Source organism: Bartonella tribocorum (assembly GCF_002777915.1).
Classification (GTDB): Bacteria; Pseudomonadota; Alphaproteobacteria; order Rhizobiales; family Rhizobiaceae; genus Bartonella; species Bartonella tribocorum_A.
Genome location: NZ_NJGE01000018.1, coordinates 1 through 24,850 on the forward strand (window position 1 = coordinate 1; position 24,850 = coordinate 24,850).

Below are 24,850 nucleotides of genomic sequence, written 5' to 3' on the forward strand. Positions count from 1 at the left end.
ATAATTTATTGAATAAATTAACTTTTATAGCTTTATTTTATTTTTATAATATTTCATTGGTGTATAATCTATCCCTTTTTCTTTTTAGCGTAGATTATTCTAAATAGATTGAATAAATTTCAATCCGAATCTTTTGATGAGAATTTATGTGTTTATTTTAAGGTGTTTTGTACGAGAAAATAGAAAAATGTTTACAAAAAAAAATCTGTTGAGAGAAGGCTTATTGCTTATCATATTTTTGCACGCCTATCTTGTGTCCGCTTCATATGGCTATAGCGGGGTCGATAAATTATTCTGCTCTAAAGTGGTTAAGGAACGGGATGATGCTGTTCAGATGTTAGATTCAGAAAAGTTTGAAAAAGAAAATGCGGAACGGGGATGGAACGATACAATGAAGTTATTGGGGGTAGCGGTAGAGGATTTGGAGAGAATAGCTTTTGAACAGCAGGAACTCTATTTGGTATTGCTAAAAAATATGCCAAACAACAAACTACTTAATTCTAAATATGAGATAACTCAAAAGCGAAACGCTGCAATTTTTGAGCGGATCGGAACGTTTTTTACGCTATTTGAACATGTTAAGAAAAGAACAGAAGCTTTTCGAGAGTTAGACAAAGCCAATAAGCTTAAAGATCAGTCTCAATCATTACATATTTTAGAAGTAATTTCTAGACATCATGGATATGTTGATGGACTCAATAAAGAAATTGAAAGGCTTAATCACGAAGTTGATCGTTTAAACAACAGGCTTCAAAATCTGAAGAAAATATCGCGATAAGGAAACAGAAAGTTGTTCATTGATGCAAATGGGAAAAAATGTATGAGATGATGAACAACGATTTCATTGAAAAAGGATTAAACGGTGGGATTTGCAATAGTATTCATCATATCTGTTACGGTTATTATAGGAACTCTTTGTTTTTTGTGTAACAGGAACTGTGAAAGAGCGGAAAAAGAGAGATGGAAAAGAGATGAAAACGCGCGAGAAATACGCTCCGAAAATGAAGGAAGAAAATGAGACCAGTATGACAATACAAGAAACACAATCATTGTGTGAGATACTTCAAAAACCGGATCATAAGCTTTCAGGAGTCTCTTCAGCATCTGACAAAGAATCTAACGTTTTAGCGTTTAAAGAAGCTATGGCGCTTTCATCGAAGGACTATAAAATAATCTTTTGCATATTTATTTATAAATATGACTTTAGGCTCTGTTATCCAAATGTTGGATGAGGATATAGAGAGTTTGATATCCTTACTCTTATGTGTATTTTGAGCCTATTTATTTCGATATGTTTTGGAATCGCTTCTCCGATTTATCTTCTGTTGAGATTAGCAAAAGTCTACACTTATTTGGTATGGAAGACAAAATCATGGAGCTCTTAGATTAAAAGAAGCCTATCTGTCTTGAAAGAATTCCACAATTAAACTTTCTAATTTGTTGTAACATAAAATTGTTATCTTGTTTATGAGCATTGTAAATGGTTTGACGCAAGAGAGTTTCCCAGCACTTAAAAAAATTATTAGAATTTTCCTAGAATATACTTTGTCGAGGCACGTTGGAAAAATTTATTTTCTCAATTTTATTCTGGTATCCCTTACATTAAAAACAACAAATTATATGCAATAAAAAAAGATTAGGCCGTTCTAGAGAGATTTTTTAAGATTTTGACTTTTTAAAAATGGATCCTCTTTGGGCAGTAGGATGGCAAAAAATATCTTGAAAAGAAGTCCAGATTCACAAAAATTAAGAGGTATGTTGGAAAGTCCTACCCCCTTATGTTTATTGGTATGACCCTTACATGAAAAAACGTGTGTAAAAAGAAGTTACTGTTAATATAAAGCTGAATGGTGCCCGGAAGAGGACTCGAACCTCCACGCCTTGCGGCACAGGTACCTGAAACCTGCGCGTCTACCAATTCCGCCATCTGGGCTTATAAAAGTCATCTAAGCGTGTGAAGCAATTCTGTCAATAAAATTATCTATACGACTATCAAAACATTGTTTTGGGGTACGGATAGTGGAAGCGCCCTTTATACATATCATGCATGCTTATTTTCATTTTTTATTAATCCGGTATAAAATAACGAAGTTAAACACAATATTGAAATTGGAACTGTGTGGAGAAACTTCAAAGACCATGAATAATTGCAAGAGAAACTCATCTGATGACAAATGGGAGAGAAAGTAGGAACATTGATCTTTCACGGTGAGGAGATGAGAAACCTATTCATTTTAAAGCAGAACAGCATTAGATTACATGCTCTAACTCCATTACATTTTCAAGAATTTAAGGTGTGATGATTGTCTTTGATGAAATGGTTGAATCGGGATTAAAGGTGTAAATAATAGGAATGCCGGTCGCTAATTCTTGAGATATAATTTCTTCGCTATTTAGACCTTCAAGTGCCATTATAAGAGCACGAAGAGAGTTTCCATGTGCTGCGATCAAAACAGTTTGAGAGCGCAAAATATGAGGCTGGATATGGTAAAGATAATAAGGCCAAATGCGTGCACCGGTATCGCGTAGGCTTTCTCCATTAGGAGGCGCAATCGTATAGGAACGGCGCCACATTTGAACTTGTTCTTCTCCCCATTGTTGACGGACTTCATCTTTATTTAAACCAGAAAGATCACCATAATTACGTTCATTCAAGGCGGAGCTTTTGATCATTTCTAAATCTGATTGTCCCATTTGCTCTAAAATGTGCTGAGCCGTTTTTTGGGCACGCTGTAAGGCAGATGTATAAACGATATCAAACTTTAAGCCAGTTTCTTTTAGTTTTTTTCCTGCTGCTATCGCTTCGCCATGACCTTTTTCTGTTAAATCAGGGTCTTTCCAACCGGTAAAAAGATTTTTGAGATTCCATTCGCTTTGTCCGTGACGGATGAGTACAAGTGTGCGTCCCATTATGAATTGCCTCTTTTGAGTGTTTAAAATTGATCGTTTAATCCCAAGACATCGAGCATTGAATAAAGACCATTTGCGTGGTTTTTTGCCCACAAAGCTGCTTTTAGTGCGCCATTGGCAAAGATGGAGCGTTCTTGGGCTGTATGTGAAAGAACAATGCGCTCATGGGAGCCGGCAAAAATAACACTATGTTCGCCAACAACCGTTCCACCCCGTGAACAAGAAAAGCCAATGGAGCCTTTTTTGCGTTTCCCTGTATAGCCATTGCGTTCGTTGATACCCACATCTTGCAGCATAACATGACGTCCTTCAGCCGCTGCTTGTCCAAGAAGAAGAGCGGTTCCAGAAGGCGCATCAACTTTGTTCGCGTGATGCATTTCATAAATTTCGATATCAAAATCATCGGCTTCTAATGTTTTGGCCGCTTTCTTTACAAGGTTGGCTAAAAGATTTATGCCAAGGCTCATATTTCCGGATTTGACAATTGTTGTATATTTCGCAAACTCTGCAATTTTGTCTTCTTCTGTTTTGCTAAATCCTGTGGTGCCGATAATATGGACAAGGTTTTTTTGAGCAGCGTAGTGCGCATAAAGAAGGCTGGCTTGGGGTTGTGAAAAATCAACGATACCTTCTGTGTTAGAAAAGGCATTTTCGGGATCATCAGTGATGCGAATTCCAAGAGAATCTGAGCCAATTAATATACTGGCATCTTTTCCTACAAAAGGTGAGCCTTTGCGCACAAGAACAGCACAAAGCTCTACATCTTTCCTCTGCCGGATTGCTGTAATGAGTTCTCGTCCCATTCTTCCATTTGCACCAACAACTGTAAGGCGCATTTTTATCTCCTTATAATACTTTATCACCCCGTAGTATAGGCAAATTCTCGCCTTCTTTCCAACCGTTCTTTTTCCTTTATAGAAAAAAATTTCCTACTTTAATTTATTCTTTTGTGCTGTAAAATTCTATCGTTGAGTAAGATTAAAAAATTTGCAGAGCAGATGTTTTTTGTTAAAGTGTGTGATGAATAGGGTGGGCTTTGTTTGTAAAGCCTCATGGAGATTGTACATTGCTTGGCGCTTTTATTTTTCTCGTTCTTGAGTAGGGTCCACATTCCTTATGTGAATCCTTCAAACAAAATACGCTTATGTTGCCAATTCATGCACTCATCTTAAAGAAATATGGCTCAATGTTCTAAACTCATTTCATGACAGTTCGCGTGGATGGTATAATGTTCATGAAGCATATAAGTCTATTCTGCATCACTACGCTTCATAAAAGCGCAAATTGGTATCATTATACGTTTTGCTAGCCTTTGCAACCCTTGGTATTTAAAATGATGCATAGGTATTTTATTCTTTTCTTATATAATTTTTTCATACACCAATTTCGTTTATGACGGAGTAAGAAAAAGATTTTAATTGATTCAAATGTGAGAAGGAGCATGTGTGGAAAGTATTTGAAACTTATGCTTCAATTTAAAAAATTATGATTTTAAATCAATGTGTTATTTATTAATAAAAACACATAAAAGAAATCAGAAACAGGAAAATGCTTGAAAAGTTGAATTGTTGACACACGAGCGTTGGTTGGATTCTTTATCTTTTAAGAAAGCTCATTGAAAAAATTGTTATTTTTTAAACGCATGATGGCGCTTTTTTATTAAGAGTAAATAATTATGCATGTCATGAAATGCGTTTTTTCATAGATTGGAAGAATGGAAGATAACATGGTATCGTTATTTGATTTTCCTAGCTTTTAATGGTGCTACAGCTCTTGTCTTTAAAGAGAGACTTTAAAATCCTTTGTGAAATATCTTTATCTCTATACGGATTTTTTTGTGATACGGCAAAAAAAGATTTTTTTAGGGGCATTAATAAGAGGGCTTGAAATAAGAAATGATGATGGGTTCTTATTTTTGTTTGTAAGAGGGGGCTAGAAATCAAGATCAGCATAGTGAGCACTGGCAACAATTCCGCGAACACGATCTGTTAAAAGAGAACGAAAAGAAGGTCGTGATTTGATCCGCATGTACCAGTCTTTGGCCGCAGGCGATTGTTCCCAATCAATTTCCCCTAGAAAGTCAAGGACGGAAACAGCGGCGGCTGCTGCTAGGTCAGCATAGGACAAAGTAGAACCCACTAAGCTATCGCGAGAGGCACAAAGCCAATTGAGATAGTTCATATGGGGTGGAATATTGGCCCGTGCATTGCGTAAAATTTGTGAATTGGGCGCTCCACCACCAATGGCGAGGGGCATTTCACGTTTATGGATTCGTTCTCGGACAATATGGCGCGTTGCTTCATTTTCAAATTTATTTAAAAACCAATCATTGAGGCGGCGTACTTCCGCACGATCTAAAGGATTTTCCGGAAAGAGTTTATTTTCTTGTCGTAAACTCCCATGGGTTTCATCTAAATATTCGCAGATAACAAAGGGACCTGATAATGGAACCTCGTGTTCATCAAGAAAAACAGGAACATGACCGGCGGGATTGAGCGCGAGAAATTCGTGTCTTCTAGCCCATTCATATTCTTCAATCAGTTGCGTGGCTACACCATATTCCCCAAGAATGAGGCGTATGAAGCGCGAAGCAGTGGATAGGGGAGAGTGAAAAAGTGTCAGCATAATTTACACTATCAAATAGAGTTTATAAAAATTCTTTCAAGTCATCTTTTTTATAAAGATGCTTGGCTAGAAGTACAAGATCATTACCAGCGGCTAGCAATTATGCTTAATAAATTGTTAATAATATGAATGTGTTTTTTTATGCAATGGTTTGCAAAATGGCAGTCCGTAATTCTTCTAAACCGCATGCTTTTTCTGAAGAGGTTGCAAGGATCTCAGGATAAGCTGCTGGGTGTTTGAGAAGTTTTGTTTGTGTGGTTATCATTAATTTTTCCAAGGCATTTGATTTGATTTTATCGCTTTTTGTCAAAACAATTTGGTAAGAAACAGCTGCTTTATCAAGGAGTGTAAGAACATCTTCATCATTATTTTTGATGCCGTGGCGTGAATCAATCAAGAGATATACACGTTTTAGCGTTGTACGCCCCCGTAAATAGCTAAAAATCAAATTTGTCCAAGCATCAACCAGATTTTTAGGAGCCGCAGCGAAACCATAACCCGGCATATCTACGAACGCGAAAGGGGGAAGGTCTCCTCGTTGCCCACTAAAGCCATCGGGGACGAAATAATTAAGCTCTTGAGTTCGTCCTGGTGTATTTGAGGTCCGTGCTAAACCTTTTTGCTGGACAAGGGCGTTGATTAAAGATGATTTACCAACATTGGAACGTCCTGCAAATGCGATTTCTGGTGGTCCTTCAGGGGGAAGAAAGCGTATTGCGGGAACACCACGAATAAAAACCCAATTGCGAGAAAAAATTCCAGAAAGGGAAGAATCTCTTGTCATTCTTGCACTTCTTTTGGGGACTGCTCTTCTTTTTTGGGGGCTTTTCTCCACATGGTTTTTAAATTATCAAAAAGCTCAATTTTGGCTCCTTGGCGCTTCATCATGATACCTTGCTGAATGATCGACAATATATTGTTCCATGCCCAGTAGATGACAAGACCAACAGGGAAAGAGGCAAGCATAAAAGTAAAGACGACAGGCATCCATGTGAAGATCATTGCTTGGGTTTGGTCTTGAGGAGCGGGATTCATACGCATTTGTAAAAACATCGTTATCCCCATAATCAAAGGCCATGCACCAATCATAAGAAATGCTGGCGTTGTATAGGGCAAGAGACCAAACAAGTTGAAAAGAGACGTTGGATCAGGGGCTGCTAAATCTTGAACCCAGCCAAAGAAAGGTGCATGGCGCATTTCAATGGTGATATAGAGAACTTTATAAAGCGCAAAGAATATTGGAAATTGAACCAACATTGGCCAACACCCTGCAAGGGGATTAATTTTTTCGGTTTTATAGAGTTCTATGATTGCTTGTTGTTGTTTGTTTTTGTCATCGGGATATTTTTCTTTTATCTCTAGCAAACGCGGTTGTAGCAGTTTCATGCGCGCCATAGATTGATAAGATTTATTGGCGAGAGGGAAAAGAAGTGTTTTTAAGAGCACTGTGACAAGAAGGATGGCAATACCAAAATTTCCTGTTTGCTTATAAAGAATGTCAATGAGGGCAAACATGGGTTTTGTGATGAAATCAAACCAACCCCAATCAATCAAGAGAGCAAACTTGTTGATTTTGAGGTCATTTTGATAGTGATTAATGATTTCAACTTGTTTTGCACCAGCAAAAAGACGATTTGTAACGGTTTTTGTTTCATTGGGGGCAATTGTTAAAAGCGATCCTAGCAAGTCAGATTGATAATGCGTTTGTAAACGATCAAAATAAATAAAACGGCTTGTATATTCTTTATCTTGTTGGGGAATAACCGCTACAGCCCAATATTTATCGGTAATACCAATCCAGCCTCCTGTCACTTTGGAAAAAGTCATGCTTTTTTGCCCATTATCAGGATTGGGATCAAGCTCTGCTAAGGTCTTATATTTTTCAGTTTTGAGCGCCCCCCCTGCAATACCGATCATCCCCTCATGAAGCAAATAGGTTGCATTTGTATGTTCTGGTGGTGCAGCACGGGCAACGCGGGCATAGGATGAGAGATATATCGGCTGATCACTTTCATTGCTGATAGAATCCTCAATGGTAAACATGTAATGATCATCAACAGAAAGGGTGCGGCGGAAGATTTGTCCTTGTCCATTATTATAAATCAAAGTGATGGGTGTTGTAGGGGTTAAGGTGGTATTGTTTCCCTCTATTTGCCATTGTGTATCGGATTGTGGCAAGGCTTTTGCTGGCAAAGATGCACTTGCAAAACCAAATTCAGCAAGGTAAGTCGTTTTGAATCCTTTAGGATTGAGCAAATCGATTTCCGGTGATTTTTTATCGACTGTTACACGATATTTCTTAAGGCGAAGATCATCAAATTGTGCACCAACAAGATTAATAGAGCCTTCCAGTTCATTGGTTTTGATCGCAACACGCTGTGTTTTGGCTAATACGACTTTCCGGACTTCAGGAGTCATTGGCTGTTCGATGATCGATGTTGCTTGATGCGTTGCGGTATCGTCAGAAAAATCCACTGTGGCAGTAGAAAGGGGTGATTGTTGTTTTGATAATTGCTGTTGCTGTGTGATGGCTTGTTGTTTTTGTAATTTTGCTTGTTTGGGAGCAACATGAAGAAACTGCCATGCGATGAGCACTAGGAAAGATAAGCCAATAGCGATAAAGAAATTGCGATTATATTCCATTCGTACACCCTTGTTGTCGTTGCTGATGTTTTGTTTTTGGTTTTATTCGTCGATTTAATTCATTAATCAAAGATGTGAAAGGCGCATGTAACGCATCACGATACGCTACAATGACATAGTCTGTTCCTGCTTCCATGTGGTTTGTTACACCAACTCGTACGGCTTCACGCAAACGCCTTTTGATACGATTACGTTTCACAGCATTACCATTTTTACGGGTGACAGTGAAGCCTACACGCGCAACAAGAGGAGATTTTCTTTCTGTTGTTTGTTCACGAGATTTAACTTCGAGTAAAAATAAAGGACCCCGTCGTTTTTCTCCTGTACGGACAGCCAAAAATTCTGCTCTTTTGCGAATACGGCAGGGATGTTTTTTCTTCATAAAAGAACATTTCGCAATTTCACTAAATGCTTAGCTGACCAAGCATTAGAGGTTCATAACAAAAGTTTCACAACGAAGAAATGATGAGCAATCCTCAACGGTTGTGAAAATTTAAAGGGTTAAGCAGAAAGCCGCTTACGTCCACGAGCACGTCTTGCAGCAATGACTTTACGTCCTCCAGCTGTAGCCATGCGTGCACGAAACCCATGGCGGCGTTTACGGACAAGTTTAGAGGGTTGATAAGTACGTTTCATTTATTTAAATACCGCGGAGTGCGGCCCTTCTTAATTTTCGTTTCATGAGCAGTTATGCGCGAGATGAATAATTGTATCCTATCAGACGGCTGTTAACCCATAAGAAAAAATGTAAAAAAAGTCAATCTTAGATTGTTTTTCTTACGCTTGAAAAAATATAAAGCACCTTATAACTGTTTATAACACTTTTTTATGATACATTTGAAAATGTCAGAAAATAGCGATTGAGTCTACACAAAATAAATGACGAGAGCGTTAAAGACTTAAAGGAAGTGTGACGGATTATTGTCTGCTCAATTTAAAAAATACTTTGATATTAAGAGTTTTTCTCAGTTTTGTTTTTTACAAAACCCTTATCAAAATATTCATTAAACTGTTGGCACACAGACGTGTTTGATAAGCTTTTACAGCAAATTTTGTGTCTGCGTTTTTTTATTTAAGGGTGGTTTCGTGTTTTTAAAGAGCTAAAATGTAAGTCATTTATACTTTATAATCTTTAAGTAAAGTAGAGATTTTAGGGTAATGAATCTGGTAGTATTTTTCGTTATTATGCTTGTATTTGCTTATTTGCTGGTATTTTATAGAGAGGAAAAAGCGTGGATCCTATTACAAATGAGGCTGTCCGCAACGTATTACGTAAAATCAAAGGGCCAGATCTTGAAAGCGATATTGTATCGTTGGGACTTCTTTCAGAAATATTAATTGCTGATGGCAAGGTTTTCTTTTCCATTACAGTTCCTGATGGACGTGTGCAAGAATGGGAATCATTGCGCCGTTCTGCTGAAGAGTTGGTGTGCGCTTTGGAGGGGGTGGAATCTGTTGTTGTCACGCTTACAGCAGAAAAAATAGCAAAGCGAGTGCTTCGACGCAGAGCAAGTCTCTTGCCTATAAAAATGCCCATAGAAGGTGTGCGTCATGTCATTGCTGTTGCTTCTGGAAAAGGAGGGGTGGGAAAATCGACGATGGCGATCAATATCGCCTTAGCTTTACAAGATGCAGGTTTCAAAACAGGGGTGATGGATGCAGATATCTATGGTCCGTCTTTGCCACGTTTGACAGGACTTGTTAACCAAAAACCACAACTCATGGGCGGAAAAAAGATTCAACCTCTTGAAAAATTCGATCTTAAATTGATGTCGATGGGATTTTTGGTGGAGGAAGAAAAGCCGGTGGTATGGCGTGGTCCTATGGTGATGGCCGCTGTAACGCAATTGTTACGCGATGTGCTATGGGGGCCTTTGGACGTTTTAGTTGTGGATATGCCGCCGGGTACAGGGGATGCACAATTAACGCTTGCGCAACAAGTACAATTAACAGGGGTGTTGGTTGTTTCTACGCCTCAGGATCTTGCTTTAATTGATGCACGTAAAGCGATAGAAATGTTCATGAAAGTCAATGTTCCTATTTTAGGACTGATTGAGAATATGAGTTATTTTATCGCTCCTGATACAGGAAAACGCTACGATATTTTTGGCCATGGTGGGGCGCGGGGTGAAGCAGAACGGCGCGGGGTTCCATTCTTAGCAGAAATACCGCTTGATGCAGCTTTACGATTTTCTTCCGATGAGGGGAACCCTATTTTTGTTGCTCAGCCTGATGGCGAACATGCGCAACTGTATCGTACAATTGTTGATCAAATAAAAAATAAACTCTTTTGAACATATGTTTGTTTAAGAGAGTTTGCTAAAATACACTTATGAAAGATATAAAAATAGTTGCCCTTTTGTAAGGGAAAATGAATTTTAATCCGGAGAAAATAATTTTCTATTATCATCTTTTCATTTGGTCTTTCTACGTTCAAAAGCATTGAAAGAAAGATCTTTAAAAAATGGAGATGACGTATTCTCTCATGTTTTCATTTTTCGCGGTTTTTATCGGGATAAGCTTTTTATGCAACAACAAAATTCTCAAGAATATATTTATGTTTATTATGCAAGTGCTTGTTTGAAAAGAGAATATTTCTTAATGTGTTTCATTCATTTCACGAGAGTGCTTGTGAATGATAGAACGTAAAAAATTCTGTGAACTGTAGAGATCTCATAGCATTTCTCCTTAAATAAAAAGAGAGAAGTCATATCCATTATGTTCTTTGCATCCTTAAAGTTTTCCTCTCTTTTTGCATAAAGTTGGCGAGCCTATTTGCGTTCTTTTTAAACGATTTTATCGCAATGTTTTTTCCTTTTTTAACAGACAAACAAACGTTTTTTTATTTTATGACAAGAGAAGGTACAATGGGAAAAGATTTTGTCAGTATTCTCATTTAAAATGTTAAAGGATGAATTATCTTTCTATAAGCAATTTTTATCTAAAAACATTTTGGGGCTTAACTGAGAGCTTTATCTCTATTCATTTCAATTAAAGAAATGGGTCAATTAAAGGGATAGGTATTTAAAAAAGTCCGTTTGTTCTATTCTTGAAAGATCGATTGCAGATAATTTTACCAATCCATCTTCACAAAGAGCTCAATCAATAGATCCATAATTCTTATTTTTGAGATGAGAAAAAATGTTGGTTAAGTCTTTTTAGAAGCATTCATTTTTTGTAAAGTCGCCTCAAGAGCCGTTGTTAGAGCACTTTTCCCCCCTTGATGAGAAAAATAATTTGACAAAAATTCATTTGTTCCCCCCTTTGTTGAAAACTCTTTTTCAAGCAATGCAAAATTAAGAGAGGTAGAACGATCTGTTGCTATAATTTTACGCATTTCATCTGTCAGATTTCCAAACATCATGGTAAGGAACTCTGCTGATTGTTGTTTGTTTAATCCTTGTGTTATAAACCATTGATGGGCTGTTTCGATAAAATTAAAATATACGCCCATAAGAGAACCAGCCGTCATAAAAAGATTAAACTGCTCTTCCTTATCGAGCACCAATGTGCCCCCCAATGCATCAAATAAAGTGCGTAAAAAGGGATGATCGGGATAAATGGGTGTCAAATTTTTGCATTCTGCGACAAAAGGTAACGGAACAGCACGATAAACTTTATGGTTGATCCACGCTTCTACTTCTGCAGCTTTTGCCATAGCAAGAACGGAGATAACCAGCTGGTCTGGACGAAAATGAAGAGAGCGCAAAACGCCTTCTGCAATTTGATTGGGTAAACAAAGAAAAACACAATCACTCATATCAAGCAATGCTTGGTTATTTTCAGCAATCATCACCTTATCATAAGTGCGTGAAAGATGCTCTGCTGTTTGTGCATTGCGCGGTGAAACAATAATGGAAGAAACATTAAAGGCGCTTGTCATAAGGCCATTCACCATGGAAGCACTGATTGTTCCTGTTCCCAAAAAGCCAAGTTTCATTTTTATTCCTCAGTTTTTCCTTTTAAAAGGAATCTCAACCAACACTTCAGGTATTTTAACGCACATAAATGCTAATTGAGGAAGCAACACAGAGCATTGCAAGAATAATCAACCCCAAATAGATTTTTGGCTTGTCAAACAGAACGGCAAAAGCAGAAAACCAACCAACAACAGCTGCGGCTAATGCAAATAAAAAACCTGGTTTATTCATCAGTACAATATGCATTGCCATTAAACCACCAATAATCAGCGCTCCAAAAACAATGAGCAAACCTGTTGCAAACTTTTCATAATCATCCATATTTCGCTCCTTATAGCGCTTAAATTGTTATAGACTTTTTAACGCATATACACATAAAGGCGAAATGTTTTTTATTGAGCATGGTTAAAACGGGGCCTCCTCTTATCGATCAGATGTAAAAAATGCGGGGATATGCTTTGGCCAACGCCAAGGTAAAATTGCAATCAAATCAAAGCGTACAGACAAAAGGGCATAATCTTTTTGCCGTGCGAGCCAAATATCAGCTGCTGCCTCAATTCGCTTTTCATTCATTCGGGAAACCGCTTCCATTGCTTCCATCAACGTTGAACGTGCTTTGACTTCAACAATTAATACTAAATTTCCACGTCGTGCAATTAAATCAATTTCCCCACACTTTGTTTTAAAACGCATTTCAGCTATGTGAAATCCTTTGAAACGCAGCCACCAAGCAGCCAATTTTTCTGCACGAACCCCTCGATAAAAAGACTTTTGTCTCTGTTTTTTTGGTATCGTCTTATGCATTATTTTACGTATTTTTTAAAGAAATTAATCGCTGGAAAAGTTCCTGCTTTTTCAAACCGGTCTTTTTTGCAACCAAAGCTGCTGTTTGAGCAGCAGAATGTGTCTGTGCGCCTTCTAATAACATTTCATCAACTTCTTGATCACTGATTACATTTAAAGAAGAAGATGATGATTCTCCAACAAGTACAACAATTTCTCCTCGAATTTGTGTCTGTTTTCTATAACTTTCCAACAAACTTCCTAAATTAGAAACGTCTACGGTTTCAAATTTTTTTGTTAATTCACGACAAATGGCGGCAGGTCGATCTGCCGAAAAAACAGTGACCATATCTTGTAAAGTTTCAATAAGACGATGTGGTGATTCATAAAAAATCAAAGTGGCTGGAATATCTTTTAATTGTTCTAATCGTTTTTGACGTTGCGCTTTGCGTGCACTTAAAAAACCTGCAAAGAAAAAGCTATCGGTCGGAAGCCCTGTTGGTATCAGAGCTGCTAAAAGAGCTGATGCTCCAGGGATAGGAATAATTTTATGACCCGCCTTACGGGCTTCTTCGACTAATCGAAATCCAGGGTCAGAAATAAGCGGTGTTCCCGCATCTGAAACAAGCGCTACCGTTTTGTTTTCCGCTAAAGCCGTTAAGAGCTTCGGACCTGCTTTTTGCGCATTATATTCATGATAGAGAAAAGTTTTTTTTCGAATACCGTAACGTTCCAACAAAACACGTGTTACCCGCGTATCCTCACACGCTAAAATATCAACGCCTGCCAACACTTGCAAAGCACGAAGCGTAATATCTGCAAGATTCCCGATCGGTGTTGCCACAAGATAAAGCCCTGGCTCTATGAGGGGGGCCGAATAAGCATGCGCACCTATAAAATATGCGTTCTCACACATGCCTTTTTCTCTTCATTAAATTCCCTTGACCCCAAGATCTTATCAAAATTTTATCCATACTCATAAGCTATTTTTTCTTAATTTTTATCAGGACATTTTTATCATGACAACGGCTTATTTACTCGGGTTGATTTGCTTAAATCGTTGGTTACTTTACAATAGGATAACTTTTTATATCGTGAAAGAGCAGCTATAAGGTGATTGATAGATTGCTGATCTGAGGGAAATATTTTTATCGATTGTGTTTTGTATATTGCAATTTTAGGAGAACAAACAATGATGAGGGGGGTTACATATTGGGATAGAAGGGACCCTCGCTGCCTTGCGGACAGATCCAAGTGATGTTTTGGTTGGGATCTTTAATGTCGCACGTTTTACAATGTATGCAATTTGAAGCGTTAATCACATAAGTGAGCTGATCTTTATGCTCTAGCCATTCGTAGACAGCGGCGGGGCAATAGCGTGTGGAAGGTCCTCCATAGACGGCATATTCGGAGTCCTTTTGCTTTTCTAATGAGGTTATTTTTAAATGACAAGGTTGATTTTCTTCATGGTGCGTATTGGAAAGGGCAACACTTGTAAGGCGGTCAAACGTTACAACACCATCGGGTTTTGGATAAGCTATGGGTTGAAATTTTTCTGCTGGTTCAAGACAAGCATAATCTTCCTTGCCATGGGGGAGTGTTTTAAATAAGGAAAATCCGAACAGTTGTTGCCACCACATATCAAAACCGGCAAGTTTAATTCCATATTTTGTCCCATATTTTTCCCAAAGCGGTTTGGCATTTCGCACTTTATAAAGATCTTTGCCAATGGGTCCTTTTCGCCATTGTTCTTCGATTTCTTTGACCTCATCATGGGTACGTCCTTGCGCAAGAGCGGTAGCAATTTTATCGGCGGCTAAGATGCCAGATAAGATGGCATTGTGTGATCCTTTGATGCGAGGAATATTAACAAAGCCAGCAGAACAGCCAATAAGCGCGCCACCAGGAAAGGTGAGCTTTGGTACAGATTGCCACCCTCCTTCACTGATAACACGGGCACCATAGGAAAGACGCTTTGCACCTTTGAAGGTTTCATAGAGTTTTGGATGTGTTTTAAAACGTTGAAATTCTTCAAAAGGAGAAAGATAAGGATTTTTGTAATCTAAGTGTACAACAAAACCGACAGAAATGACATTGTTTTCTTGATGATAAAGAAAACCACCACCGCCGGTATTATTGTCTAAGGGCCAACCGGCAAAATGTTGCACTAAACCGCGTTGGTGTTTTTGTGGTTCAATTTCCCAGAGTTCTTTAAGACCTAGGCCAAATTTTTGGGGTTCACGATTTTTACTAAGGTTGAAAGTTTGTATCAGTTGTTTTGCAATTGAGCCGCGTGCTCCTTCCGCAATCAGAGTATATTTTGCCAATAATGCTATACCAGGTATATAATTTTTTCCAGGGGTTCCATCTTTGTTAAGTCCCATATCACTGGTGAGAACACCAATGATGGCTCCATTCTCATTCTGGATGGGTTCTGTTGCGGCAAAACCGGGATAAATTTCAACACCGAGCGCCTCGGCTTTTTTGCTTAGCCAGCGGCAAACGCTTCCAAGTGAAACGATATAACACCCGTCATTAGATAAGATTTTTGGGTGCAAGATATTGGGCAACCGTGTCGCTTTGTGAGGCTTTAGAAAAAAAAACTGGTCACGGGTAACAGGGGTTTTAAAGGGGTGGTCGTGGTCACTTCTCCATTCCGGTAAGAGTGTATCGATACCGATGGGGTCAACAACGGCGCCAGAGAGAATATGAGCCCCAACTTCGGTTCCTTTTTCAACAATTGTGACAGAAAGATCGGGATTAATTTGTTTTAGACGAATGGCAGCAGAAAGTCCTGCGGGTCCTGCTCCAACAATGACGATGTCAAACGCCATACTTTCACGCTGATCATGCAGAGCTGCTTTCATGGCTTATAAAGCTTTCTCCAATTCTGGAACAATTTGGTGTGGATTGCCCACAAGAGATGAAACAACGGTTTGCATGGCAAAAAGTTCTCTTGGTGTTGGTTCTGTTTTAACAATGACTTTATTAAACTCTATCTTTTCGTGTTGAAGATGCAGAGGGGTATTCATCGCTTATAAAGCTTTCTCCAATTCTGGAATAATTTGATGGAGATCACCGACAAGGGCGTAATCGGCAATTTGCATGATGGGTGCTTCTTCATCTTTATTAATGGCAACAATAATTTGAGAATCCATTATACCGGCTAAATGTTGGATTGCACCGGAAATGCCAACGGCGATATAGAGTTTAGGGGCAACGACTTTTCCTGTTTGTCCAATTTGCCAATCATTGGGCGCATAGCCTGCGTCAACTGCTGCGCGGCTAGCCCCTAAAGCCGCATTTAATTTGTTTGCAAGAGGAAGAAGAAGGGCCATAAATTGTTCTTGTGAACCAAGACCACGCCCGCCTGATATAATAACACGTGCAGAGGTAAGATCAGGACGATCATTTTTGTTGGTTTCTGCTTTTACAAAAGAAGAAAGATTGGGATTGGGTGCTGGTGTTAGTGTTTTAATGGGCGCAGAATTATTTTGGGAAGGCGTTGGTGTGAAAGAAGCTGTGCGAACGGTTATAATCTTTTTGGGGTCATTGCTGCGGACAGTTTCAAGGGCATTGCCTGCATAAATGGGTCGTTTAAAGGTATCGGGAGAAAGAACGGCGGTAATATCTGAAATTTGCATAAGATCAAGAAGAGCCGCTACGCGCGGCATTACATTTTTTCCAGTGCTGCTGGATGGGGCCATGATCACATCATAATCATTTGCGAGTGAGATGATTGTATCGGCGATAGGTTCTGCGAGTTGATGGGCTAAATAGTCTGCCTCAGCAATAAGAACTTGCCGCACACCATTAAATTTAGCACTCTTTTCTGCTATCGTTTGAATGTCTTCTCCGCAAACCAAAATATCGATATCGCTCTTGAGTGCGTGTGCTGCGGTGAGCGCTTTTGCGGTTTCTTCTGTCTGATGTTCGGCTAATAAAAGAATTGCCATAAATTTTTACCCTTTTATATGCGTATTGCTTTTACTCTAGTACTCTAGAGAATATTAAATGCAGTTTTTTTGTTTTAGTGCACCGACAAGCTCTGCTACATTAGCAACTTTGATTCCAGATTGACGGGGGGTGGGCTCTTCAACACTTAAAATTGTGAGCCGTGCTTTCGTATCAATGCCAAGATCAGCTAGAGCTTTTTGTTCAATGATTTTCTTTTTTGCTTTCATGATATTGGGCAGAGAAGTATAACGCGGTTCATTGAGCCGGAGATCGGCAGTCATAACCATGGGAAGGGGAAGACGAAGGGTTTGTGTTCCATTATCGACCTCACGGGTAACTGTAGCATGTCCATTTTCTATGTTAAGATGTGAGGCAAAAGTTGCTTGCCCCCAACCAAGAAGAGCGGCGAGCATTTGTCCTGTTTGATTATTATCGTCATCAATCGCTTGTTTTCCTAAAAAGACCATATCGGGTTTTTCTTCATCAACAATGGCTTTGAGAACTTTAGCGATGCTTAAGGGTTCAAGTGTTTGATCCGTTGTGACAAGAAGGGCGCGATCAGCCCCCATGGCAAGTCCTGTTCGTAAAGTTTCTTGGGCGGCTTCTGGTCCAATCGAAACAAGAACAACTTCTGAAATTTTACCAGATTCTTTCTGGCGAATTGCCTCTTCAACGGCTATCTCGTCAAAAGGATTCATAGACATTTTTACGTGAGACAGATCAACGCCTGTGCTATCAGGTTTGACGCGTATCTTGATGTTATAATCAACAACACGTTTGACAGCGACAATTATCTTCATGATGATCCTCTTTGTTTGTATGGTTACAAGTTTATAGCAATACGCGCAAGAAACCAAATTGTTTAAAATGAAGTCTTATTTATAACTTGTGTTTTCTTTCATATACGCTTTTTTCATGTTTACTTGTACTTTCTTGTCGTCATTTTCAATCTTCATTTCTTCGTTCATTGCCATAATTGCCTTATTTGCTTGAATAAAAAGTAAAAAAATCAATCTGTCTTATGAGAATATTCTTTTTTCATTTTATGGGCTCTGTTTATGATGGTGCAAGAGGAGCTTTATGCACTGAAAAATTAGGTGAAAAAAATAAAAATGGGGGAATGATTTTATCCTTCAAATCGTGAGGAGAGAAAAATTAAAAATCTTTCTTTCAAATACTCAAGATGAATATTAGGCCAATATTTTAGAAAAATAGTGGGAAAATATTTCTAACAAGAAAGTTTTTGGGCGTTCTTAAAGCTCTATTTACTAAAATAGAGTACACTTTCTTATCATTTCTTACGATTCTTTTCAAAAAGGTTAATGAGGGGTAGGCGTTTGTGAATACGAAGGGTCATACGATCGACCAGGCAACCAATCAGGTTCGAGGTGATCAATTTTCTTCTTTTATTGAGCAAAAGGAGAGAATAGAGGCGCCTGTGGAAGTAACAATGTCAGACATTGCTCAAAATTTACGCACTGTTTATGCTCAAATGAAAATGAAGCATTTGCCCCATTCTTTGAATCAGCAGGGGGGCGTCGAAGAGCATTTTAAATCTTATTTAGATGATATTAGTCGGGCCATTTTGGCTGAACATTATATCCGTCGTCAAAGGGAAAAAAGGCTTTTTGAGTCTTTAGAGCAGATTAAAATACTTATTCAAAGTTTGCAGAATGAAAAAAGAAGCTTAAAAGAAGCAGAGGCAACACGACGGGTGTCGCATTCAAAATTATCTGATTCCGTTGTGCAAAAACTTGCTCATATGGAATGTGGTGAGGGAAATCAAGAACGCTTATTCCTTCAAAAGGTGCAAAACTTTTCAAGACAAAACAATATAACCCCACTCCAAACAAATGTTGAAGATGCGTTGCAGCAAGAAAATAAAAGCTCTTTGCCCAAGGATACACTTTTGCCTAGGGATGATGCTTTGAAGTCTTCTTTTAAAAAGAGAGAAGGAGCAGTGGAGCGTACGGTGATAGAAGAAACGGGTATGGGGGGAATAGCATCTCACCATGGCTCAGCATCTCATCATTGCATTGAGGATGATTTTTCTTCTGCCTTAAAGGGGCAGTCTCGGCGACATGTCTCGTTTTTATCTTATTTCGTAAAAAAAAGTCTTCTTTGTTTTTTAACCGTTGCATTTATGGTTGCGATAACGTTATGTTTTTATAGCTTTTTAAAAGGAGCGCGTTTTTTTTAGTTTTTATGATGTTGATGTTAATAGATGTGAAATGTCTTGCGCATTCGTCATTGTGCGAAAGCGGTAGTAATTAAAATTGTTCTTTTAAACACGCAACAGAGATAGATTATTGGACAAAGAGGATAAGTTGGAGAAAGATTCTCCAATTGTTTAAAAGCCTCAAATTATCTTAAAGGTTCTGTCAGTGAGTATTTATTTACCAATTGCTGAAATGTCACTTAATATGCTGATCTTGATTGGTATGGGAGTCGTTGCTGGTTTTTTTTCAGGTCTTTTTGGTATTGGTGGTGGTTTTCTCATCACGCCTTTATTGATTTTTTATAATATTCCTCCTGCTATTGCTGTTGGAACAGGTGCTAACCAGATGATTGCATCATCTGTAACAGGGGCGATTACACATTTTAGACGACGTACGCTTGATATCAAACTTGGTATTCTTTTGGCGATTGGAGGAGGGGTTGGTTCGTTAATCGGGATTCAGATTTTTTCTGTTTTTAAAAGGTTAGGCCAATTAGACCTAATGATTTCGCTTCTTTATGTGATTCTTCTTGGAAGTATAGGAAGCTTGATGATTGTTGAAAGCTGGTATGACATGATGCGCAAGCGTAAGGTAGAAAAAGCTCATGTACATCTTGCAGGCCGACATCGACATAACTGGATTCATCGCTTACCGTTAAAAATGCGCTTCCGAGCATCGATGATCTATGTCAGCATTATTCCAGTGTTGGGGATTGGCCTTATTGTGGGGTTGTTGTCTTCTATTATGGGGATTGGTGGGGGGTTCTTTATGATCCCCGCATTGATTTATCTGCTGCGTGTTCCAACCAATGTCGTGATAGGGACTTCACTTTTTCAGATTACATTTGTGTCTTCTTTTACAACAGTTTTGCAAAGTATGACTCATCAGTCCGTTGATATTGTCTTGGCTTTTTTGTTAATGCTTGGAGGAAGTATTGGCGCACAATATGGAACACGAGCTGGACGGAAGTTAAAGGCTGAACAATTGCGTATGGCACTTGCATGTTTGGTGTTGATTGTGTGTATGCGCCTTGCTTTTCAATTATTTGTACGCCCTGATAATCTTTTCTCTCTGGATATTCTTATGAGATAAAAATGGGTCGATTATTTTCTTTATGCATCATTGCAGGTTGCTTTTGTTTTGTTTCTTTTTCTACATGGTCACATGTTGGGACGACAGCAACATTCATTGATCACGTTGATCACGAAACTGTCCAAATTATCGTCACAACGAATACGATTACTGTGGATGCAAATTTTGCTGGTCGTGATCTTTATATTGCTGGTGTCTTGGAAAATATCGATCCATTATATTCTCGACAGAACCGTTATGATGTTGTTGTTAGCTTGGAAGGACAAACCCGGTCAATGGTCATGCGGGAAAAAAAACGCAATGCCGGTGTATGGGTTAATACAGATTCCCTTATTTTTAAAAATGCTCCTCTTTTTTACTCTATGGTTACAACGCGTGAAATCGATGATATTACCAGCATTGAAGATTATAAACGTTTGGGGTTAGGGGTACGCTATTTGCCATTGCAGACAGATGAGAGAGATCAGAAAAAAATACAAATCTTTCGTGATGAACTTATAAAGCTGCAAAAAGCTAAAAGCCTTTATTATGAAGAAGTAGGCGGTGTTCGTTTTGGTTCTGATAAACTTTTCACAGCGCWTTTTCKTTTACCCGCCAATATTCCTGTTGGGCATTATAAGGCGCGTGCTTACCTTTTTCGTGATGGGCAGTTTATTGATAGTGCAACAACGACTCTTGAAATTGTTAAAGCACATATCGCTTATACAATTTTCGATATAGCACATAAGTATCGTTTCCTATATGGTATTGTTGCGGTGATGATCGCTGTGAGCACAGGGTTTTTATGTCGTTTGATTTTTCGAAAAGACTAGTACAAGAAAAATCTTTAAAGCGTTCATTTCTTATGAAAAATGCGTAAGATGAGAAAAATAGGTACAACAACAATAGCGCCCATCATGGTTATATGGAAGAAGTTTGTAAGCGTTATAAATCCTGTTGCCCATAAAGATTGAAGAAAATTTATTATTTTCTGTATGAATTTTTGAGGTGTCCATCCAAAAAAATTCATTACGATGCCAATGAAGAATGAAAGGATCAGTAATTTTAGACTGACACGGCTGAATGTTCCGCCAAGAAATGCATGAAAAGAATTTGACAATTTTTGCTTTCGGTTCATTTTAATATACTTTCAAATAGTATTATCATCGTAGAGTGATTGTTATTATCATAAAGGAAAAATATTTTTTATTTTTTTCTTATTTTTCACCACTTTAGTACTGGTGTAATATTAGTATTGGTTGTTGAAATACACGCGTATTTTATTGTATTTTTCGCGATGTTTTCATGGCAGTTCTTTTTATTTAAGTGAAGAAAATTCCTTTTGTTTCTAAGAATTTGTAAGGGGATTTTTATAACGCTTTGAATATTTTTCATCAGGGTAAATGTTCTCGTCCGTTGAAAGTTTTGTAACGGACTTATTATTGTTTTGTGTATAGAAATAATATTTCAAGGCAGTTTACTTAAAAAAGACTATCTATTCTGATCAGGGTGTGCTTATATAGGTATTATATTGAGATATTTCAACCTTAGTGAATTGAAAAGATGTTTTTTGCTGAAACATGCAAGCAATGAATTGAGTATTGTTAAAGGGGCAAAGATATTAAAATAGGATGTTGCAAAAAGTTTTATTCTGTACGCGTACGTGAGCAAATATCAAGGGTGCGTGGTGCTCATGCTCTTTTTGTTTTGAAATATATATAATGGGAAGCTTATTATTTAGCGGGGAAGTATGGAAAAATTTAAAATTCTTCTTGCAGAAGGAGGAGAGGTGGTTGAAGTTGAAAATGGATGAATTTTCCTGTTTTATTGAAAGCTCAAACCGTTGTTGAGGCTTTTTGTTTTTAAGGGTTATTAAGGCGCTTGTGCTAACGGGGGCCTTTGATAATGTAAAAAATGCTAGAAGAAAGAAGGGATAGCCTTACTCGACAAGAGAGATAAAATCTTTGTCCTATAGTCTTCAATGATAGACGTTGTGATATCATCCGTAGATTTTGTTATCGGTTATACCATTTATTATATATTAAATTGTTTTTTGGTGCATATTGGAAGGGTGGCTTATAAGTATGGTAGGGGCAGTGTTTGGTAAGGAGTATTGTTTAAAAGCTGTAAACCTTTGTCTCTTGGAGCCTATGGTTCATCTAAACTTGTTATTTTGCACGTTCTTGTTGCGTGGGGAATTTATACAATAAACGTTAAAAGGAAAAGTCTATGAACTTGAAAAGAAAAATATTGAAAAGTAGCGGCTCTCTTGTTTCTGTTCTTATGGTACTTGGAGTTGTGGCACAACAGGCTTCAGCAAAAACACCGGCTGATACTCTTGTCATGGCTTGGAATATTGATGGAATTGCTACATTTGATCCCGCGCAGCTTACGGATGTGTATGGAAGTGAAATTGTTCGCAATGTTTGTGATAATTTAGTGATTGGTGCTACAGATAATCCTGCTAAAATGGTTCCATCTTTGGCAACGCATTGGGATGTTTCAGGGGATGATCACAGTACGGTAATTACTTTTCATTTGCGCGATGGTTTGAAGTTTAATGATGGAAGATCAGCTAACGCCAATGACCTTGTTTGGGGGATGAAGCGAATTGTCAAATTAAAAATGGGCAATGCCGCAATTTTTAATGAATATGGAATTACAGAGAAAAATGTTGATGATGCTTTGCAAGCCGTTGATGAAAAAACGGTGGTGATGAAATTTGATAAGCCTTATCCAGCAGAGCTTATTCTCAATAATATTGTTGCAAGTCCTGCAACAGCTTTGCTTGATCGTAAAACAATTATGAAGCATGAAAAAAATGGCGATTTGGGAAATCAATATTTAAAAACGCATGCTGCTTGTGTTGGTCCTTATCAGTTGAAAAGTTGGCGCCCTGGAGAGTCCCTTTTGTTGCGTGCAAGCGCCCATTATTGGGGAGAAGCCCCGAAACTGAAACAGATTCTCATTCGCCATGTTGCAGAGCCTGGAACACAACGTTTGTTGTTGCAAAAGCACGATATTGATGTTGCGCGTAATTTGACCCCTGAAGATCTTGCGGATCTTAAAAAAACAACAGATGTTAAAATCGAGGAAGTCTTAGAGCCATCCATGATGTATTGGGGCTTCAACATGACAAACCCCATTTTTGCTAAGGAGAAAGTCCGCTTGGCAATGCGCTATCTCATAGATTATGAAGGTCTTGGCAATAAACTTCTCAAAGGTGTTGGTGTTCCACGGGCAAGTTTTATTCCTCTTGGCAATCTTGGGGCTTTAGATGAAAAAGAAGGGCAACCCTTTAAGCTTGATATTCAAAAAGCCAAGCAACTTTTAGCAGAGGCTGGTTATCCGAATGGATTTGAGGCGAATTTTCTTGTCTCAAGTTCTTCCCCCTATACTTTGTTGCTTGCTCAGTCCATTCAAGATAATGCTGCACAGGCAGGGGTGCGTCTTAAAATTGAGCGTTTGGCAGGCACACAGTTGTTTTCTAAACTTTATGCACGGGCTTTTGATACGATTTTTGTTGGATGGAATAATGATTCTGCGGATCCTCATACCATGGCTTCACGTCTTGTTTATAATCCGGATAATCGGTTTGAGGCAAAAAATACAGCTTACCCTAGTTGGCAGCATGGGTATTTTGATGCCAAGATGAATGAAAAAGTTGAAGAGGCATTGTTTCAAAAAGATTCACAAAAACGGGCAAAGCTCTATGCTGACTTACAACGTGAGTTGATGCAAAAAGGTCCTTATGCGTTTATCTATCAGAAATATACGGTTATCGGGATGACACCTGATGTCAAAAAATGGGTTTGGAATAGTGCGCCACAAATTTTTTATAGTCAAATTGAAAAATAAGCGTGGTTTCAATGCTTTAAAATAGATAAAAAGCCCATGGTATCTTCGGCGTTTTGTATAAGTTTTTAAGCTTTGCAATACGTCGAATTTATGGCGGAGGGGTATGTGTGTTGTTGAACGTCTTTTAAAGATGTTCTGTTACGAGGGATTTTTCTCACTGAAGAGATGTTTGCGTGAATATTAAGATTGGCACTTTCAATCTTAAGTGAAGTCAAAAAAGTAATAAAATTGTCGGTTAAAGAAACGGGCACACTGGATATAAGCGGAATTTAGTATTTTGTAAAAATGGGGGACCTTAAAATGTGCTACTGAGAAAAAATTTAATTATATGCAGGTGCGTTGGGGGAATATGGAATTATTGTGGAGCTGATGCTTCAAATTATACCGCCTTTCCTTAAAAAAATGATGAAATGCTGGGATTGTCCTTTCGTGTGGAGTCCTAGAAAGCCCAAATTTCCTTGTGAAAAAGGAGAGGAGTGGTTATGGTTAGAGCACTATAGGTATGAGGATTGTAAAAATATCAAAGGATGATTGAGGCTTTTAAAGCAACCGAAGTTGGTGCTCTGGAAACTTTTTTGAGAAAATCGCAGAAAGACTTTTAAAGCAAAAGTTCTATTTGATGCGATAAAGAAAATCTTTGGCTTGTAGGGTCAAAGTTATAGGTGTTGTGACATCACCAACAGGCGTTGTCATTTGTGGTATCACTCATTGTTTATCAGAGTTTATCAGAACATTGTTTGTTTTCTCTTTTGCTTTAGCTGACCGATATCGCCTAGGGGGCTGCTTCTACTGTTTAAAGGGTTTGATATTTTATCTTTAGGGGGTGTGTTTTAAAAACTTAATTTTTTTATTTTTGCACGTTCC

The 24,850-nt window shown here is 38.3% G+C and carries 23 protein-coding genes and 1 tRNA gene; 7 read left to right on the forward strand and 17 right to left on the reverse strand.

Annotation, left to right across the window (positions count from 1 at the left end):
* The first annotated feature begins 187 nt into the window (after nucleotides 1-187).
* Together CER18_RS07245 and CER18_RS07250 are read left to right on the forward strand one after the other, a co-directional pair.
* Complete coding sequence (locus CER18_RS07245; RefSeq protein ID WP_100129365.1) at nucleotides 188-778, forward strand: hypothetical protein; 591 nt, start codon at nucleotides 188-190, stop codon at nucleotides 776-778.
* Between the two features lie 193 nt (nucleotides 779-971).
* Complete coding sequence (locus CER18_RS07250) at nucleotides 972-1,232, forward strand: hypothetical protein (RefSeq protein WP_143242716.1); 261 nt, start codon at nucleotides 972-974, stop codon at nucleotides 1,230-1,232.
* A gap of 616 nt (nucleotides 1,233-1,848) precedes the next feature.
* Here the strand turns inward: CER18_RS07250 and CER18_RS07255 are convergent.
* The 8 genes from CER18_RS07255 to rpmH form a co-directional block, all read right to left on the reverse strand.
* Nucleotides 1,849-1,933 (reverse strand) — tRNA-Leu (locus CER18_RS07255).
* Between the two features lie 356 nt (nucleotides 1,934-2,289).
* On the reverse strand, nucleotides 2,290-2,910 hold the full coding sequence (locus CER18_RS07260) for a 2,3-bisphosphoglycerate-dependent phosphoglycerate mutase (RefSeq protein ID WP_100129367.1): 621 nt from the start codon (nucleotides 2,908-2,910) through the stop codon (nucleotides 2,290-2,292).
* Nucleotides 2,911-2,933: 23 nt separating this feature from the next.
* Nucleotides 2,934-3,746 (reverse strand): 4-hydroxy-tetrahydrodipicolinate reductase, encoded by an 813-nt coding sequence (gene dapB / locus CER18_RS07265; RefSeq protein WP_100129368.1) that lies wholly within the window; start codon nucleotides 3,744-3,746, stop codon nucleotides 2,934-2,936.
* 1,096 nt (nucleotides 3,747-4,842) lie between these two features.
* Entirely contained in the window at nucleotides 4,843-5,535 is a 693-nt protein-coding gene (locus CER18_RS07270; RefSeq protein WP_100129369.1) for a glutathione S-transferase family protein, read from the reverse strand.
* Between the two features lie 139 nt (nucleotides 5,536-5,674).
* Nucleotides 5,675-6,319: a ribosome biogenesis GTP-binding protein YihA/YsxC gene (yihA, locus tag CER18_RS07275; RefSeq protein ID WP_100129370.1), complete on the reverse strand. Its 645-nt coding sequence runs from the start codon at nucleotides 6,317-6,319 to the stop codon at nucleotides 5,675-5,677.
* A complete protein-coding gene (gene yidC / locus CER18_RS07280) occupies nucleotides 6,316-8,178 on the reverse strand; it encodes a membrane protein insertase YidC (protein WP_100129371.1) in 1,863 nt (620 codons plus the stop codon). The genes yihA and yidC overlap by 4 nt, the downstream gene beginning before the upstream one ends.
* A complete protein-coding gene (gene rnpA, locus CER18_RS07285; protein ID WP_100129372.1) occupies nucleotides 8,168-8,560 on the reverse strand; it encodes a ribonuclease P protein component in 393 nt (130 codons plus the stop codon). The genes yidC and rnpA overlap by 11 nt, the downstream gene beginning before the upstream one ends.
* A gap of 119 nt (nucleotides 8,561-8,679) precedes the next feature.
* Entirely contained in the window at nucleotides 8,680-8,814 is a 135-nt protein-coding gene (rpmH, locus tag CER18_RS07290; protein ID WP_005864709.1) for a 50S ribosomal protein L34, read from the reverse strand.
* 596 nt (nucleotides 8,815-9,410) lie between these two features.
* On the opposite strand from rpmH, the gene CER18_RS07295 reads away from it, so the two are divergent.
* Nucleotides 9,411-10,472, forward strand: coding sequence for an Mrp/NBP35 family ATP-binding protein (locus CER18_RS07295; RefSeq protein WP_100129373.1), 1,062 nt, complete (start codon nucleotides 9,411-9,413; stop codon nucleotides 10,470-10,472).
* 854 nt (nucleotides 10,473-11,326) lie between these two features.
* Here CER18_RS07295 and CER18_RS07300 read toward each other — a convergent pair.
* The 8 genes from CER18_RS07300 to CER18_RS07330 form a co-directional block, all read right to left on the reverse strand.
* Nucleotides 11,327-12,118 (reverse strand): pyrroline-5-carboxylate reductase, encoded by a 792-nt coding sequence (locus CER18_RS07300; protein WP_100129374.1) that lies wholly within the window; start codon nucleotides 12,116-12,118, stop codon nucleotides 11,327-11,329.
* 55 nt (nucleotides 12,119-12,173) lie between these two features.
* Entirely contained in the window at nucleotides 12,174-12,419 is a 246-nt protein-coding gene (locus CER18_RS07305; protein ID WP_100129375.1) for a hypothetical protein, read from the reverse strand.
* A gap of 102 nt (nucleotides 12,420-12,521) precedes the next feature.
* On the reverse strand, nucleotides 12,522-12,890 hold the full coding sequence (locus CER18_RS07310; protein WP_180299404.1) for a YraN family protein: 369 nt from the start codon (nucleotides 12,888-12,890) through the stop codon (nucleotides 12,522-12,524).
* 16 nt (nucleotides 12,891-12,906) lie between these two features.
* A complete protein-coding gene (gene rsmI, locus CER18_RS07315) occupies nucleotides 12,907-13,797 on the reverse strand; it encodes a 16S rRNA (cytidine(1402)-2'-O)-methyltransferase (protein ID WP_100129377.1) in 891 nt (296 codons plus the stop codon).
* A 289-nt stretch (nucleotides 13,798-14,086) separates the two neighbouring features.
* Nucleotides 14,087-15,748, reverse strand: a complete 1,662-nt coding sequence (locus CER18_RS07320) for an electron transfer flavoprotein-ubiquinone oxidoreductase (protein WP_100129378.1) — start codon at nucleotides 15,746-15,748, stop codon at nucleotides 14,087-14,089.
* Between the two features lie 3 nt (nucleotides 15,749-15,751).
* The gene (locus CER18_RS10065) at nucleotides 15,752-15,913 is read right to left on the reverse strand and encodes a hypothetical protein (protein WP_180299403.1); all 162 of its coding nucleotides are present in this window, start codon (nucleotides 15,911-15,913) and stop codon (nucleotides 15,752-15,754) included.
* Between the two features lie 3 nt (nucleotides 15,914-15,916).
* Entirely contained in the window at nucleotides 15,917-16,837 is a 921-nt protein-coding gene (locus tag CER18_RS07325; RefSeq protein ID WP_100129379.1) for an electron transfer flavoprotein subunit alpha/FixB family protein, read from the reverse strand.
* A gap of 54 nt (nucleotides 16,838-16,891) precedes the next feature.
* Nucleotides 16,892-17,638, reverse strand: coding sequence for an electron transfer flavoprotein subunit beta/FixA family protein (locus CER18_RS07330; protein ID WP_100129380.1), 747 nt, complete (start codon nucleotides 17,636-17,638; stop codon nucleotides 16,892-16,894).
* Nucleotides 17,639-18,177: 539 nt separating this feature from the next.
* On the opposite strand from CER18_RS07330, the gene CER18_RS07335 reads away from it, so the two are divergent.
* The 3 genes from CER18_RS07335 (at nucleotide 18,178) to CER18_RS07345 (ending at nucleotide 20,961) form a co-directional block, all read left to right on the forward strand.
* On the forward strand, nucleotides 18,178-19,038 hold the full coding sequence (locus CER18_RS07335) for a hypothetical protein (RefSeq protein ID WP_100129381.1): 861 nt from the start codon (nucleotides 18,178-18,180) through the stop codon (nucleotides 19,036-19,038).
* 184 nt (nucleotides 19,039-19,222) lie between these two features.
* Nucleotides 19,223-20,149 carry a sulfite exporter TauE/SafE family protein gene (locus CER18_RS07340; protein ID WP_100129382.1) on the forward strand — a complete coding sequence of 309 codons (927 nt, stop codon included), beginning with the start codon at nucleotides 19,223-19,225 and terminating at the stop codon, nucleotides 20,147-20,149.
* A 2-nt stretch (nucleotides 20,150-20,151) separates the two neighbouring features.
* Complete coding sequence (locus CER18_RS07345; RefSeq protein WP_100129383.1) at nucleotides 20,152-20,961, forward strand: TIGR02186 family protein; 810 nt, start codon at nucleotides 20,152-20,154, stop codon at nucleotides 20,959-20,961.
* A gap of 23 nt (nucleotides 20,962-20,984) precedes the next feature.
* Here the strand turns inward: CER18_RS07345 and CER18_RS10520 are convergent, their stop codons facing one another.
* Complete coding sequence (locus CER18_RS10520) at nucleotides 20,985-21,266, reverse strand: DUF6460 domain-containing protein (protein WP_100129384.1); 282 nt, start codon at nucleotides 21,264-21,266, stop codon at nucleotides 20,985-20,987.
* A gap of 1,091 nt (nucleotides 21,267-22,357) precedes the next feature.
* Between CER18_RS10520 and CER18_RS07355 the strand changes: the two genes are divergently transcribed.
* The gene (locus tag CER18_RS07355) at nucleotides 22,358-23,986 is read left to right on the forward strand and encodes an ABC transporter substrate-binding protein (RefSeq protein WP_100129385.1); all 1,629 of its coding nucleotides are present in this window, start codon (nucleotides 22,358-22,360) and stop codon (nucleotides 23,984-23,986) included.
* The last annotated feature ends 864 nt before the right edge of the window (nucleotides 23,987-24,850 follow it).